Below are 12,997 nucleotides of genomic sequence, written 5' to 3'. Positions count from 1 at the left end.
CCTCCCGACTTAAAAGTCTGCGACGGGGAAGAACGTACGGCCTGCCCATTGGTGGGCTGTCACCGTCTCTAAAGAGTTTGACTTAGCGAATTTTTCGATACTGGAAAGGCCCGTTGTGATTAAACGACAGTTGCCCTTTGCTGCAGTTAGCAGGCTTTGCAGCAGGTCGTCTTCAATGTGGCCATGTTCAACCAGGTCGTTGGCCATGATGCGAATGTCTTCCATGTCAGCTTCCTGAAATTCAACATGCTGACTGATGCGGGAAAACAGTTGCGGTAGGCGTTTGACCTTCTTTGGCAAGTATTCGTAACCAATCAGGATCACAGGTACCTGTGCCAGGTCGTAAATGTCGCGAATGGTTTCGAGCACTTCGGTTTTGTCGGCGAGGTAATCAGCCTCATCGATAAACAGGGGCTTGCCGGTGAGGGCCAACTCTTTCACGATGTAGTCGATCATGTCGGCTTTGCGCTGGCGTTTTTCCAGACCAAGGTCACGGGCCAGACGCTCAAGCAGGGTGCCCATGGTGTCGGAGCGCAAACAACGCACCAGCACACCATCAGCATGAACAAACAGGAACGCACCTGCAGTAGATTTCCCCAGGCCAGCTCGGCCAGAAAACATACCCATAGCGGGGGCATTTTCCATAGACGCCTCTTGTACCGTTTGGTATGCGTCGAAGGCGGCCATGACATTTTTTGTTTTAGCTGTTATGGATCTCATTTTGTCTTCCTCTGTGTTTGAGATTGGTAAAGGCTGTCTAACATCGCAGCGGCGCGCGGATTGTTAGCGCGATACTGATGCAGCCAGTTTTTTTCAACGGGATCTAATGCCCCTTTTTGATTCTGCTCCGTGTAGAAACGGGCTTTGTGATGGTCATCACGGAAAGTCGGTTCTGCGCTCGCATGCTCCATGGCTTCTAGCTCTTGGCGGCGGCGCTCAAAATCTGATTTCTGCTGGTCAGAAAAGCCGGACTTTTCTGCAGCTGCAGTGACCTGACGAGCACTATCAATTGCAGTGGTACTCACAGATTCTTGCGGTTTAGGGAAGCTGGACAACGCACCGGTTTGAGACTGGCGGAATTCCAGGTACTTGTGCGCGGCATCACTCACATCATGCTTTTTAGCCGCTCGCTTAATGCTGTCACGCTGTTCACGAAGACGCGCACGCTGCAAGCGTTTAGCTTCCTGGGCATGGGCCATGGTGATGTCGTTCCCGGCGATTTCGGGGTTGACGGCTTCGCATATAAAGTGATTGTGCAGGGCATGAAATACATAGACTTTGCCCACATCATCGGGGTTGTAGCGACAGAACACCCGGTCACCGATGTAAGCACCTAATTCAGCGTGTATATAAGTCATGCCCTCAATGCTTAAGCCCTCTTTAAGCACTGTTCTAAAGCCGTTCTGAGACGGTACCGGGGCCAACAGCACATCGAGCATGCGTTCGTCATTGATGGTGCGGATGGCCTGGCGGTGAGCGTTAAATTTCTCGAACGGGCTACAACCGAGTTTGTCGTGGCGGCGATGATGGTAGTGAGATTCGATCCAGTTATTTAGGAACGATTCGAACTGTTCAGCCGACAGGTTAACGTCCAGCGCTACTCTGTCTTTGCCTTTTTCACGTTTTTCAATAAGACGCTGAGCAAAGGTTAAACGCGCACTGATACGCTCTCGTTCTGCTACGTTGTGGCCAATGTAGCCTTGTAGTAACTCGGCAAAGTCGTGGCTGAATGTTCTAAAAAAGCGTTCAATAAACGGCTTTTCCCAGCCTGAATATGGATTAGTAATATCGTTGTGAATGTCCAGGGCATCCCACACACTACGGATATGTGCAGACAGATAATCTGAACCGTTATCTGTTCTAGCCACTTCTGGCACGCCCCAGTCAAGGATGGCGTTGCGCAGTAACAGCGCGATAGCTTCTGAATTGGAAGTAGGCTTTAAAACGACTTTTACACGGCGTGTGAACACATCAATAACGCCGACAATGGAGTATCTGCCATCCGTCAACATCACATCAGCTGGCGTTGAGTCGAATTCCCACAGCTGGTTAATGCGCTCAACACTGGCGCTGAGGCTACCGAACGCGGCCATATGTTTATTCTGCCAGCCTGATGGATCAACCAGCGATAAAAAGGTGGTGCGATTTTCTTCTTTCCAGATTTGCAGCCAACGGCGGCAGGTTGGTTCCGAAGGCAGGGTGTATTCTTCGCCGAACTCCATGCTCAGCAGATCTGCGAGGCGAGCACCTTTTATATGGGGGTACTCATGAATGAGTGCTACGCAGTAATCGCGCATGCCTGGTGTTTTATCAATAACACCACAGCCCTTGTTTTTGCCGAATTTAGGCAGCAGACCGTTAATGCCCTCTTTCTGATATTGCTTTTGCCAGCGGGCCAACGTTGAGAAACTGATTGAAGGCTTAACGTCGTAAAGCTTCGGATCAATATCGAGCTCTTTGTTGTTATAGGCCTGAATAAAACTGTTCCACCCGCCTGTTTTACAATCACTCTGTGTAGCAGACTGATTTGCTAAGGTAAGAATGTATAAAGCAGATTCCGCTCTCTCTTTTGCAGTACCGTGTACACCTGCAAATGAGGCAACGGCCTGCTGACGTTTCTTGGCAGCGATTTCCTTGTGCTGCTCTTCGTTTTGACGTTCAAAAGCAGCCAGAGCTTTTGCTTTCGACGCTACATCAACCGATTCAGACATATCTGCTAATGCACTTTTCACATCGTCCGGAAGTGACTGGACTTCGTAGTGTGGGATCAACCCTCCGCGCGCTTTCACGCTGGTAAATTTCCAGCCTTCTTTTTTGGCTCGCAGATTAATAGTCCGCTTCGACTGGCCGAGTGCATTGGCAATTTCCATTGCTGTAACAGTGCCCATTTACTCAGCCCTCATTCGCAGTTAGACACTTTTGTGTCTCGCCGATCGCGGGGGTAGGGGAACTTTTTATGTCCCTCTGTTTTTTCTCTGCTACGATCTTGCTGTGAAGAAATCTTTTACGCTCTCCATTAGCATGGTAGCGAGAGGGCCAGATTTCCTTCGGATGACAACCAAGCGCGTTGGCTATAACAGTTTCTGGGCGGGTGTAGGCTCTGTGCAGTGCCACCTGACAAGCTCTTTCGGGCAAACCATTTTGAATGGATAGGTCCTTTAAAGTGATTCCTAGTTTCCTTACGGCGGCGACAATATCTGCCGGGTGCCAGTCTTGGTTAGACATTTATGTATCCTCTTTTGGTGTGTTGGATACATAATATGAACAAAAAATTGTCCCTGTAAACACGAAAAGACACAAAAATGTCTCTTTGTGTTGCAGGTTATTGATATAAAAAGAATTATATTTTCACGGAATTGAGCATGAACACAGAGGCGTTTTGCACTTGGCTGCGTGCAATTAGAGACAAGCATATTTCCAGGAGAGAATTTTCGAAGATATATCCCTGGCACGAAAACACGATAAAAGGCTACGACAAAGACAGATTGCCCGACGTAGATTATCTCTACGCCGTTCACCAGGTATCCGGTTATCCGTTCTGGGACATCATTGAGAAGCGGTTATCTGCAGGAATTCTGGACCTAAAACCAGGCGATTTAAAATTAAGTTTTCAGCCAACATCGGCGGCAAAGCTCGCCAGTAAAAGCAACTTATACAAGATGGCTGATGACTCAATGGAGCCTACTGTACGAATTTACGCACTTTACGAATTCGATGAGAACGAAAAGGAATTTTCCGAGGGAAAACTTTACGCTTTTAGAATTCGCCAGAACATCACTATCCGTCGAGTGCAGTTCGATTTAACTGGCAATATTCTTCTAACCGCTGATAACAAGAAATACGAAACGCTGACAGTGAAGAAGGAAGAAGTTAAGCAGCTGGACATCCTGGGCAAAGTTGTAATGGTAAATAATCCTATGTAATAAAGTGGGATCTACCACGAAATAAAGTGGGATCTCATTTCCCACTTTATTTTCAGTGTTTAGATGCTTTTATTCATAGCTGACTGTCAGCAGGCTCCATATTTAAACGGGTGTTGAAGGGGGGTTAATGGTTCCGGGAAGATATTTCCCACTTTACGTTCAATCTTTCTCACTTTTTCCAGAGAAGCGCCTGACCTGCTCAAACTGCCTTGCAATTTCCCACTTTCTGTTTAGACCCCCAATTTGCTCGCAATCCCTTTACCAATAAGCTTTCCCACATTTTCCCGCCAAATTTTGTTTATTCCCACTTTATGGTCAATCTATTTAATCAGTTACACTAAAATTCGAGGGCTGGTAAATAACTGACAATGTGGCATTAATCTCGCTTAACCTTGCTGAAAGACGTTAATTTACTAACAGAAAGGGAAAATTATGGATATTCTTCGCATTTTATTGTCAATTTTACTTCCTCCAGTAGGCGTATTCCTTCAGGTAGGTATTGGTGTGCAGTTCTGGATTAATATTCTGCTTACCTTATTGGGTTATATTCCAGGTATTGTGCATGCGGTGTATATCATCGCTACGCGCTAATTCTACTCGATTAGGCGGTTTGAGCGGCAGCTACAGCTGCCGCTATATTCGTCTTATCTTTTTCACTTCTTAATTCCGGTGAGATGAGCGAATTTATTGCATCCACTTGAGTCTCTATCATCTCTGAGCATGACGCTGGTAACTGTTTTCGTAATGTTCGAAGGCACGTTAACAAATGAAGCATCACATCTACATGGGAACTTCCCGCCTGCCGAATTTGATCAAAACACGTATTGAACACCGACGAGAATGTATAGGTTCTTCTCTTCATCCAAATATCGTTATCCGTATTTACAATCGCTTCATTGGGAAATTGTTGCTCAGCCAACAAAATGAGCGCAGACGTCAGTCGGTCTGAACAGGACATTGCGGTTATCGGGTCGTTAATGCCAGGGGAGAGCGCTCTTAATGCTATTTCGACAAGTTGTTTGATCGAAAATTCAGGATCTTGTAGCGAGGTTCTTCGGCTTCCTGTGACAATACAGGAACGATAGAAACTGATTTGTTCGTCCGATAATGTCTTGTTGCTGTGCACGAGAATAACGGTTTGGCCCGGGACCACAAAGTCACCACCACGCACTTTAACTTCCACGCCGATGACATGGTCGTTCGTGACCAATAAATTGTTGTAATCGATAGTTTGCACATAGCCACATTCATCAAAGCTAATGGCATGTTGCTCATCGCCATTTACCAGCATTCCTGGAGCTACATTGTGTATGTTGTTTTGACTCTCGGTCATTTTGAACAGACTATTCAGATTACTAGTAAACTCGCAATAGCAGCGGCTTATGATCTCGTCTACCTGAATGAACCTGGTAATATGGTGAATATAAAAAATCAGTATCAGGGTATCGAGCACGCCAATTGCTAACACGATGAGTGATAACGTCGACGACACCAGCATCTGTGTTTCTGCCACACTGATACGATGCAGCGCACTCAAGCAGAATATGAAGGTCGAAGTGAGGGCACCAAGTACTATCTGGGTAGCGCGGTCATCCATAAAGGTTTGTAACAGACGAGGGCCAAATTGAGACGAGGCCATGGTAAGTGCCACCAGCGTCATGGAAAAGGCAATACTGGTGGCTGTGATGATGGCAGAGGCAATCGCTGAAATGAGATCGCTTGCGTCTTCTGCTGCAATATGAGGAATGTAATTTTGGTATAAGGTGTCTGGGATGTAAGCAGGTACATAGCTGATGCACAGGTAGCCCACCAGAAAAGCTACGGTAATCATCCAACTGGGGATAAACCAATAACTGGCTCTTATCCCTTCCCATCGTGCCTTGGCAAAACTCGCAATCGGTTTAATCATATGGCTAGCTTTCCTGACTTGTCAGCACAGTGAGATTGCCGGCGCATACGCTTATTTCCAGCTTATTGGCTTCACGGATTTCGCCATCAATGGCGTACTTAGCTTTGTCTGGCAAGTTAACGACCAATTTCTTCACTTGCTTGTGCTGAATACGTTGGGATTGCTTTTTGTTTTCCGCATTGCTGAAGACCAACTCAGCGAGAGATAAAAATTGTGTTTCACTGTCTTGCTGTGGCGTTAGCCAGGTGATATCCAATTTACCATCTGTGACGTCAGGTTCGTCTCCGCCTTGTGCTAATGCGGTAGTAATAGGAGCGGCGTTAGCGACCACGAAGCTCGGTGTCTCAATGATGTTCTTCGTTTCGTCATCAAAGCATACTTCCAGCGACATGGTTTCGTTTGTCGAAATGGCATCCCACAGTCCGCGCAGGTAGGCCATTTGGCCACCTTGATTTTTCTCTTCCCTGTCAGCTGAAGCTATCATTTCTTGTTCAAAACCGACGGCAGCGACCAGGAGCATGAGTTCGTCGTTGCACAGGGCCGTGTCGATGTTTTGCGTATACCCTTCGATGATGACATCACAGGCCCGCTGAATAGGAATGATCTTGCTAATGTAACCATGGAAAACCTGACTTAAGGCATTGGCTGTGCCCAGTGGGATAACGCCCAATGTCGCCCGGTTATCAGCACACACGCTGGCAACCTCCGTCACTGTACCGTCGCCACCACAGGCGACAATAATAGCTGTACCTTGTTTCACTGCCTGTTCAGCCAGTTCCCGGGCTGAGATGTCTGGCGTGGTTTCTTTTACACTCACAATAAAATGGGGATTTAGCTGGGAAAGAATATACTGCTTTTCTTGCCCCCATTTGCCACCACCGGAAACCGGATTGGCAATAAGACACAGGGTTTTTGTGAGCTTTAGACGTCCACCTTCTTTGATTTGCTTCAGTGCTGACAATTGACGCTTATTTAGTCTTGCGGTCTGACGAATCGACTGGATTTGATTCATTGCGTCAAGCACAGAGAGCGTGTTGTCCCGGGCAAGCAAGTAAGCCGCTACAGTCATTACTGAGCGGCCTCGCCCTAACGCGCAATGCACGACCACTTTTCCACCTTCTGCGACATGTTGCTGTATCCAGTTGATGGCAGTATTAAGCTGCTCAGGCGTGGGGCTGGTATGATCGAGTACCGGTAAGTTGAGGTACTTGCAGTCATATTGATAGGCCGACCAGTCCAGGCCATCGAACTCTGCGGTCACATCAAGAATGGCGGTTACACCTTCTTGTTGCAGCGATTCAATGTCTTTACCAAATAATCGGCAGGCGAGGTAGAGATTTTCGTCAATCTTTTGAACCGCAGGGACTTTGTCGTATTTTCGTGCCCAGGCATTGTAAGCACCGGTCCCAAGCAAAAATGGAATGAATATCCAACGTACATAAAATGGTATAGAACCATCTTCACGTTTACGAAACAGACCAGGGTAGTTAAATAAATAGGCAAATGAGACAGCGGTGAGTGAAAACGCTCCCCACCAAAGTAATAATGACACGACTATAATGGGTGACCATATCGCCAATGCGATACAAAGCAATGCACCCAGTATGTAATACTTCACCATTTTCACTCACAATCTCCTTATATTATGATGTCGAGACGACGCCTGAACTTGTGCGGTTTTAATTCGTAGATAGTAAGAATACGCAATAGGCCGAATTCGGATTGATACCGGTCAGTAAAGTCATCAATGGTGGGCAATCTATGGGGCATTCAACCCTTACGAAGATAATTAACTTTATTTGGTTTCAAACGATTTGGTTCTTAGCCATCCTGTTCGAGGATGCGTATTTGTTGATTATTTTGGCGCTGTTGGCATTACATATCTTATTCAGCAAACACAAACTGGAAGATACCCTGTTAGGTCTGGGGATCGGAATATATGGCTCACTGGTCGATGGTGTACTATTGCAAAGTGGACTGTTTGCGTTCTCAAACCAGTTCGCCTGGTTTATTCCATACTGGCTGGTAACCTTATGGATTGCTTTTGGCATGATGTTGCGTACTAGCCTTGACTATCTTCAAGGGCGCTACGTGCTTTCAGCTATCTTGGGGGCGATTTCAGGCCCGCTAAGTTACATAGCCGGTGAGCGACTAAACGCCGTCACGTTTCCTCAGTCATCATTACTCACAGTTACCGTTTTATCAGTTATCTGGGCGATGACAGTGCCTCTGTGGCTATGGATAAACGCAAAAATTACCCTGGCGTTTGCGCCAAAAGAGCAAGATAGCCAGGGTTAACCAGCTATTGTGCTGCTTTCACTACGATATTGCTGTGACTACCGAGTAATTTACGAATCTGATGAGAAGACTGGCTTTTCTTCAAATCTATAATTAAAGCGAACTTTTTTCTTCTCACCGCTGAACGCACTGTTTGAATAATTTCATCACGATCAGGACGTAAACCAAGCAGACCTGCAATGAATAGACCGATAAACAAGCCAGGGCTGATTAGTGCAATAAACGTGAACATGGGATTATTTTGGGTTAGTTCCGGGCCGAACATAACCAGTAGCATCGCAGCGATTAACCCTGCGACTACGCCACCAGTGCCTAGCAATAGGTGAGAACGCCATAAACTCTTACCAATTTTTTCACTTTCCTGTTCTAGTTTTTCATTAAAGTGAGGGTCGAGGGGGTGAATAAGGGTAATTTGATCTGCGCTAATACCGGCATCTTTTACGGTCTCCACCGAGCTATCTACTTCGCTTTGACTATCGAATACCGCTGCCAACTGATCGTGCTTTGAATTCATAACTGCCTGTACTTCACTCCAGGTTGCATTATTACTCATCGCTAACTTACCTCGCTTTCTTTTTCTCGTTACATCTTAATTTGGAACTGTCTTGCTTCGACCGAACTTGTTTCAACCGAACGCGTCTCGGTGATTTACTGTCTGCTAGACGATTTCTCCAATCTAGCGCGACTCGTGTCGATTAATTGCGACACATTATAGTGTAAACGCACTGATATCTTTCAATCTTCATTCCATTAATTTAACTCTATGTTTTATATATAAAAAGTGTTGATCAACTCCATGCTTACGTAAAGATTCACTAATATGCATGAATAATTTTCGTCTTTGATGAAAAAACTTCATAGTTAGACTGGGTTCTGGCTTAACGACGATGTGAGCAATTTAAGGAAAGTCTTTGAAAATCCGGGCAAGGGCTGGGCGAGGGGTTTTGGTGTTTTATTTGCTTGAACGTATAAGGACAAATCAATTTGTAAAATGCTGAACGAATGGTTGACGACTCATTAAGAATTCGAAGAACGAAACAGGGTAAGGGGTTTAGCTACTTCTACGTGAGTGGTAGAAAGCTGGCTAATCAGCGTGCCTTAAAGCGAATTAATAAACTTGCGATTCCACCGAATTGGCAAGATGTGCGTATTGCCCATGAAGCGACTGCGGATCTGCAAGCTACGGGTTACGACATAAAAGGTCGCAAACAATACATCTATCACCAAAACTGGCAAAAAACTCGTCAGGAAGAAAAGTTCAATAAGCTCATTCAGTTTGCCGATGTGCTTCCTGATTTCCGTAAAGCCTGCTGGTCTCTGGTAGATGTGCCGGGTTGGAAAAAGGAAAAGAGCCTGGCGCTGGTTTGCCTGATGCTCGATCACACCGGGCTTCGAGCTGGCAACAAATATTATACCCAGCAGAATCAAACTTTTGGTTTAACCACGTTGCGGCGCCAACATTTAGATAAAGAAGGCCAAAGTGTATCGTTTAGTTTTACCGGTAAGCACGGTAAAGACCGTCATGTGAATATATCCGATCCCAGATTAGCAGAACTGGTTTGCGACAGCGCGCAGGCCCAGGGTTACGCTATTTTTCGCTACAAAGATACTGATGGACGTTGGCAGGATGTGGATAGCGGAGACGTGAATCAATTTATTCATTCACACGCAGGCGAAGAATTTACCTGCAAAGATTTTCGCACATGGGGCGCATCCAGATACGGTGTAGCATCGTTACCCGACATTGAGCAGGTTTATCTTGGTAACAAGCGTCGTCGATGGGATACCACATTTGTGAAACATATTGCCAGTATGCTTGGAAATACACCTGCTATTTGTCGTCAATATTACATTCACCCGAAGTTAATTAGCACCTTTGAAGATGAGAAACAGCGGCAAGAAGCACTCATTGAACTCGATGGGCTTAAGTCGAAAAATTCAGCGGCGCATGCGTCGTTAAATCAGCTTGAAAGGTATCTTACTCAAATTATTTCTGGCTAATGCTGTTGAATGAAATTGTGAGATGAAAGGTCGGCATGAAACAGTTAGACCGTTATGTAGTTGAACTTTTATTGCAAAGTAAGCGTAATTAAAGTAAATCGATGAATTATTATTAGCCTATTTATCAAGCTGTTGCCTACGGTGTTTCACAATTATTGTAATTCACACGTTTTGGCTGAATTTAAATAGAAAAGTAAGTAAAAGCTAATCTAATAAATAATTCGACTTGAAGTTATTGTGGAATCTTTGTTATAGTTAGAGCTCAAATTAATTGGTTAGCAATACAGGCGCTTTGAAGCGCCTTTTGTTTTGTCTTTGAAAAATGGCGCTGCGAAGCGCTGAGATGAAACAGGTTATCCGCAACGAATTTACGATTTACGACTATAATTTGTCGGGCTCTAATTCATTTATTACGTGTGCAGTAATCAATTAACGAATTTAGCGAGTAGACGTGATGTTTTCAGAGCACTACGGCTACTAACGCACCAACAAACTTAAGGTAAAATTTTTTATGGTACGCAAAAATTGGAATCGCATTGTGATTAAGGTAGGCAGTGCGTTAATTTCTCCGAATCGTAAAGGCTGTAGCAGTCATTACCTGCTGAGCATTGCCCAGTTTATTGTTAAATGCCGTGCAATGGGAACGCAGGTGGTACTGGTATCTTCAGGTTCCGTTGCGGCGGGTGCTCATCAGTTCCCAGATGGCGAGCGTTCAGACATTACCATCAAGAAAGCGATGGCGGCCGCGGGTCAGACAGAAATGATGGCGACCTGGGATCGACTGTTTGATTTTCCGTCTGCGCAAATGTTACTCACACATGCCGATTTACGAGACAGAGAACGTTATATCAGTATTCGTGAGACGATCTTTAGCTTACTGGAGCATAACATTCTGCCTATCGTGAACGAGAATGACACGGTGACCACGGATAAACTGAAAGTGGGCGATAATGACAACTTATCAGCAATGGTCGCGGCCGCTGCCGATGCCGACGCGCTGATCATTTGTTCTGACGTTGATGGTCTTTACGACAAGAACCCGCACGCTCACGACGATGCAAAAATGTTGTCGACGGTGAAGCATATCAACGAAGACATCTATAAGATGGCGGGTGGTGCTGTGGAAGGCGGTGTAGGTACCGGCGGCATGCGAACTAAAATTGAAGCCGCTGAGAAAGCCGTTTCACATGGCATAGATACATTTATTATTAACGGGTTTACTGAGTTGACCTTTAATATGTTGTTGCAGGGTGAAAATCCCGGTACGCATTTTATTGCTCATGAGAAGCCGATGGCTGAAAATGTGCACTGGATGCGTCATACAACGCGAGCTCAGGGTGAAGTTATTGTCGATAGTGAGTTTGCGCCAGTATTGTCTGAAAACGCAGAGTCATTGACGAGTAAAGAAATTGTCGACGTTAAAGGTGAGTTCTCAGTAGGAGACACCATCATCGTCAGAAAAGACGATGGGACGAAATTGGTGAAAGCACGCTCTAATTATAGTAGCACCTTGCTCAACTTTATCGCCAATCAAGAAAATGATGAATTCTCGTTAAAGTTTGAACAGAAAACGGGTCCCATCATTTCGAAAAAGAATTTAGCAAATCTGGAGAAAAAATGAGTTTAATTACGACATTAGCAAAGAACGCCAAGCAAGCCGCTCAGAAACTGGCTGTGCTTGATGTAAACGCCAAAAATGCGGTACTTGAAGACATGGCCGCGGCAATTCGTGCTAACAAAGAGTCGATTAAACAGGTAAATACAAAGGAAGTTGCACGGGCTAAAGAAAATGGCCTGGATGACGCAATGATCGACCGCCTGACTCTGAACGATGAACGCATCGAAGGCATGGCTGAAGGCATTGAAGTGATTATTTCCCTTGATGATCCGGTTGGTCAGGAGCGCGTGGTAGGCACTCGTCCGAACGGTATAGAGATTAAGAAAATGCGTATACCGCTGGGAGTTGTGTGCATGATTTACGAAGCACGGCCCAATGTGACTGCCGATGCTGGCGCCCTGTGTTTCAAATCGGGAAATGGCGTTATTCTTCGCGGTGGTAAAGAAGCGTTAGATACCAGTCTGGCTATTTCGGAATTACTTCAGGATGTGCTGGAAAAGCATAATTTGCCACGTGAACTGATCAGTGTTGTACCTGATCCCGACCGTGCTTTAATGCAAGAGCTCATGGAGCAGCGCGACTACATCGACGTGATTATCCCTCGCGGTGGTGAAGGGCTGATCAACTACGTAACCGATAATTCTAAAGTACCGGTTATTCAGCACTTTAAAGGTGTTTGTCATTTATATGTCGACAAAGACGCCGATCTTGAGAAAGCGATGAACCTGCTGCTCAATGGTAAAACCCAGCGTACCGGTGTATGTAATGCATTGGAAGGACTGGTAGTACACGAAGCAGTCGCGGGCGATTTTCTGCCGCAAGTAGCGAAAGCGTTTGCAGAACACGGCGTGAAGGTGCATGTGAACGAGAAGGGTGCACAGTATTTCGAAAACGCGGATGTTATTGCCGAGGACGCCTATGGTGAAGAATATCTGGGGCTCGAAATTGCAATCCGTGTGGTAGATGATTTCGACGCCGCGATTCAGCATATTGCTGATTTTGGCAGTAACCACACCGAAGTGATTTGTACCGAGAACAATATTGCGGCTAATTTCTTCCAGCGCGCAGTAGATGCATCGGTCGTGATGGTTAATGCTTCATCGCGCTTCTCAGATGGTAGTCAATTGGGTCTTGGTGCTGAGATTGGTATTGCAACAACCAAATTACACGCCTATGGTCCAATGGGAATGGAGTCGTTAACCGCGGAAAAATTCCTGGTGAACGGTACGGGTCAGATCAGGGAATAAT

The 12,997-nt window shown here is 45.7% G+C and carries 12 protein-coding genes; 6 read left to right on the top strand and 6 right to left on the bottom strand.

Annotated features, from left to right (window positions below; all coding sequences use genetic code 11):
* Nucleotides 1–9 precede the first annotated feature (9 nt).
* The 3 genes from BFC18_RS05105 to BFC18_RS05095 are packed head-to-tail and all read right to left on the bottom strand — an operon-like array spanning nt 10 to nt 3,225.
* Nucleotides 10–720, bottom strand: a complete 711-nt coding sequence (locus BFC18_RS05105) for an AAA family ATPase (protein ID WP_070124121.1) — start codon at nt 718–720, stop codon at nt 10–12.
* Entirely contained in the window at nt 717–2,888 is a 2,172-nt protein-coding gene (locus tag BFC18_RS05100) for a Mu transposase C-terminal domain-containing protein (RefSeq protein WP_070124120.1), read from the bottom strand. The genes BFC18_RS05105 and BFC18_RS05100 overlap by 4 nt, the downstream gene beginning before the upstream one ends.
* Before the next feature lie 4 nt (nt 2,889–2,892).
* The gene (locus tag BFC18_RS05095) at nt 2,893–3,225 is read right to left on the bottom strand and encodes a helix-turn-helix domain-containing protein (RefSeq protein WP_070124119.1); all 333 of its coding nucleotides are present in this window, start codon (nt 3,223–3,225) and stop codon (nt 2,893–2,895) included.
* Between the two features lie 137 nt (nt 3,226–3,362).
* Here BFC18_RS05095 and BFC18_RS05090 point away from each other — a divergent pair, with 137 nt between their 5' ends.
* Both BFC18_RS05090 and BFC18_RS05085 read left to right on the top strand, forming a co-directional pair.
* On the top strand, nt 3,363–3,923 hold the full coding sequence (locus BFC18_RS05090; protein ID WP_070124118.1) for a S24 family peptidase: 561 nt from the start codon (nt 3,363–3,365) through the stop codon (nt 3,921–3,923).
* Nucleotides 3,924–4,355: 432 nt separating this feature from the next.
* Nucleotides 4,356–4,514 (top strand): YqaE/Pmp3 family membrane protein, encoded by a 159-nt coding sequence (locus BFC18_RS05085; protein WP_070124117.1) that lies wholly within the window; start codon nt 4,356–4,358, stop codon nt 4,512–4,514.
* Between the two features lie 10 nt (nt 4,515–4,524).
* Here the strand turns inward: BFC18_RS05085 and BFC18_RS05080 are convergent, their stop codons facing one another.
* Together BFC18_RS05080 and BFC18_RS05075 are read right to left on the bottom strand one after the other, a co-directional pair.
* Nucleotides 4,525–5,832 carry a DUF2254 domain-containing protein gene (locus tag BFC18_RS05080; RefSeq protein ID WP_070124116.1) on the bottom strand — a complete coding sequence of 436 codons (1,308 nt, stop codon included), beginning with the start codon at nt 5,830–5,832 and terminating at the stop codon, nt 4,525–4,527.
* Between the two features lie 4 nt (nt 5,833–5,836).
* A complete protein-coding gene (locus BFC18_RS05075) occupies nt 5,837–7,459 on the bottom strand; it encodes a diacylglycerol kinase family protein (RefSeq protein WP_070124115.1) in 1,623 nt (540 codons plus the stop codon).
* Nucleotides 7,460–7,593: 134 nt separating this feature from the next.
* Here BFC18_RS05075 and BFC18_RS05070 point away from each other — a divergent pair, with 134 nt between their 5' ends.
* Nucleotides 7,594–8,130 carry a DUF2878 domain-containing protein gene (locus BFC18_RS05070; protein ID WP_070124114.1) on the top strand — a complete coding sequence of 179 codons (537 nt, stop codon included), beginning with the start codon at nt 7,594–7,596 and terminating at the stop codon, nt 8,128–8,130.
* 4 nt (nt 8,131–8,134) lie between these two features.
* On the opposite strand, the gene BFC18_RS05065 is transcribed toward BFC18_RS05070, so the two are convergent.
* Nucleotides 8,135–8,683: a hypothetical protein gene (locus BFC18_RS05065; RefSeq protein ID WP_070124113.1), complete on the bottom strand. Its 549-nt coding sequence runs from the start codon at nt 8,681–8,683 to the stop codon at nt 8,135–8,137.
* A 449-nt stretch (nt 8,684–9,132) separates the two neighbouring features.
* On the opposite strand from BFC18_RS05065, the gene BFC18_RS05060 reads away from it, so the two are divergent.
* The 3 genes from BFC18_RS05060 (at nt 9,133) to BFC18_RS05050 (ending at nt 12,996) form a co-directional block, all read left to right on the top strand.
* Nucleotides 9,133–10,131, top strand: coding sequence for a DNA topoisomerase IB (locus tag BFC18_RS05060; protein WP_070124112.1), 999 nt, complete (start codon nt 9,133–9,135; stop codon nt 10,129–10,131).
* 511 nt (nt 10,132–10,642) lie between these two features.
* Nucleotides 10,643–11,752, top strand: coding sequence for a glutamate 5-kinase (gene proB / locus BFC18_RS05055; RefSeq protein ID WP_070124111.1), 1,110 nt, complete (start codon nt 10,643–10,645; stop codon nt 11,750–11,752).
* The gene (locus BFC18_RS05050; protein WP_070124110.1) at nt 11,749–12,996 is read left to right on the top strand and encodes a glutamate-5-semialdehyde dehydrogenase; all 1,248 of its coding nucleotides are present in this window, start codon (nt 11,749–11,751) and stop codon (nt 12,994–12,996) included. The genes proB and BFC18_RS05050 overlap by 4 nt, the downstream gene beginning before the upstream one ends.
* Nucleotide 12,997 lies beyond the last annotated feature (1 nt).

The organism is Alteromonas confluentis, assembly GCF_001757105.1.
In the GTDB taxonomy this organism is placed as follows: domain Bacteria; phylum Pseudomonadota; class Gammaproteobacteria; order Enterobacterales; family Alteromonadaceae; genus Alteromonas; species Alteromonas confluentis.
Note: the sequence above shows the minus strand (reverse complement) of the source record. Positions and strands in the feature narration are given on the sequence as shown.

What these genes read in the sequence shown, in the direction of transcription:
- BFC18_RS05105 (WP_070124121.1), bottom strand. Translation starts at nt 720, where the DNA reads ATGAGATCCATAACAGCTAAAACAAAAAATGTCATGGCCGCCTTCGAC.
- BFC18_RS05100 (WP_070124120.1), bottom strand. Translation starts at nt 2,888, where the DNA reads ATGGGCACTGTTACAGCAATGGAAATTGCCAATGCACTCGGCCAGTCG.
- BFC18_RS05095 (WP_070124119.1), bottom strand. Translation starts at nt 3,225, where the DNA reads ATGTCTAACCAAGACTGGCACCCGGCAGATATTGTCGCCGCCGTAAGG.
- BFC18_RS05090 (WP_070124118.1), top strand. Translation starts at nt 3,363, where the DNA reads ATGAACACAGAGGCGTTTTGCACTTGGCTGCGTGCAATTAGAGACAAG.
- BFC18_RS05085 (WP_070124117.1), top strand. Translation starts at nt 4,356, where the DNA reads ATGGATATTCTTCGCATTTTATTGTCAATTTTACTTCCTCCAGTAGGC.
- BFC18_RS05080 (WP_070124116.1), bottom strand. Translation starts at nt 5,832, where the DNA reads ATGATTAAACCGATTGCGAGTTTTGCCAAGGCACGATGGGAAGGGATA.
- BFC18_RS05070 (WP_070124114.1), top strand. Translation starts at nt 7,594, where the DNA reads ATGGGGCATTCAACCCTTACGAAGATAATTAACTTTATTTGGTTTCAA.
- BFC18_RS05065 (WP_070124113.1), bottom strand. Translation starts at nt 8,683, where the DNA reads ATGAGTAATAATGCAACCTGGAGTGAAGTACAGGCAGTTATGAATTCA.
- BFC18_RS05060 (WP_070124112.1), top strand. Translation starts at nt 9,133, where the DNA reads ATGGTTGACGACTCATTAAGAATTCGAAGAACGAAACAGGGTAAGGGG.
- proB (WP_070124111.1), top strand. Translation starts at nt 10,643, where the DNA reads ATGGTACGCAAAAATTGGAATCGCATTGTGATTAAGGTAGGCAGTGCG.
- BFC18_RS05050 (WP_070124110.1), top strand. Translation starts at nt 11,749, where the DNA reads ATGAGTTTAATTACGACATTAGCAAAGAACGCCAAGCAAGCCGCTCAG.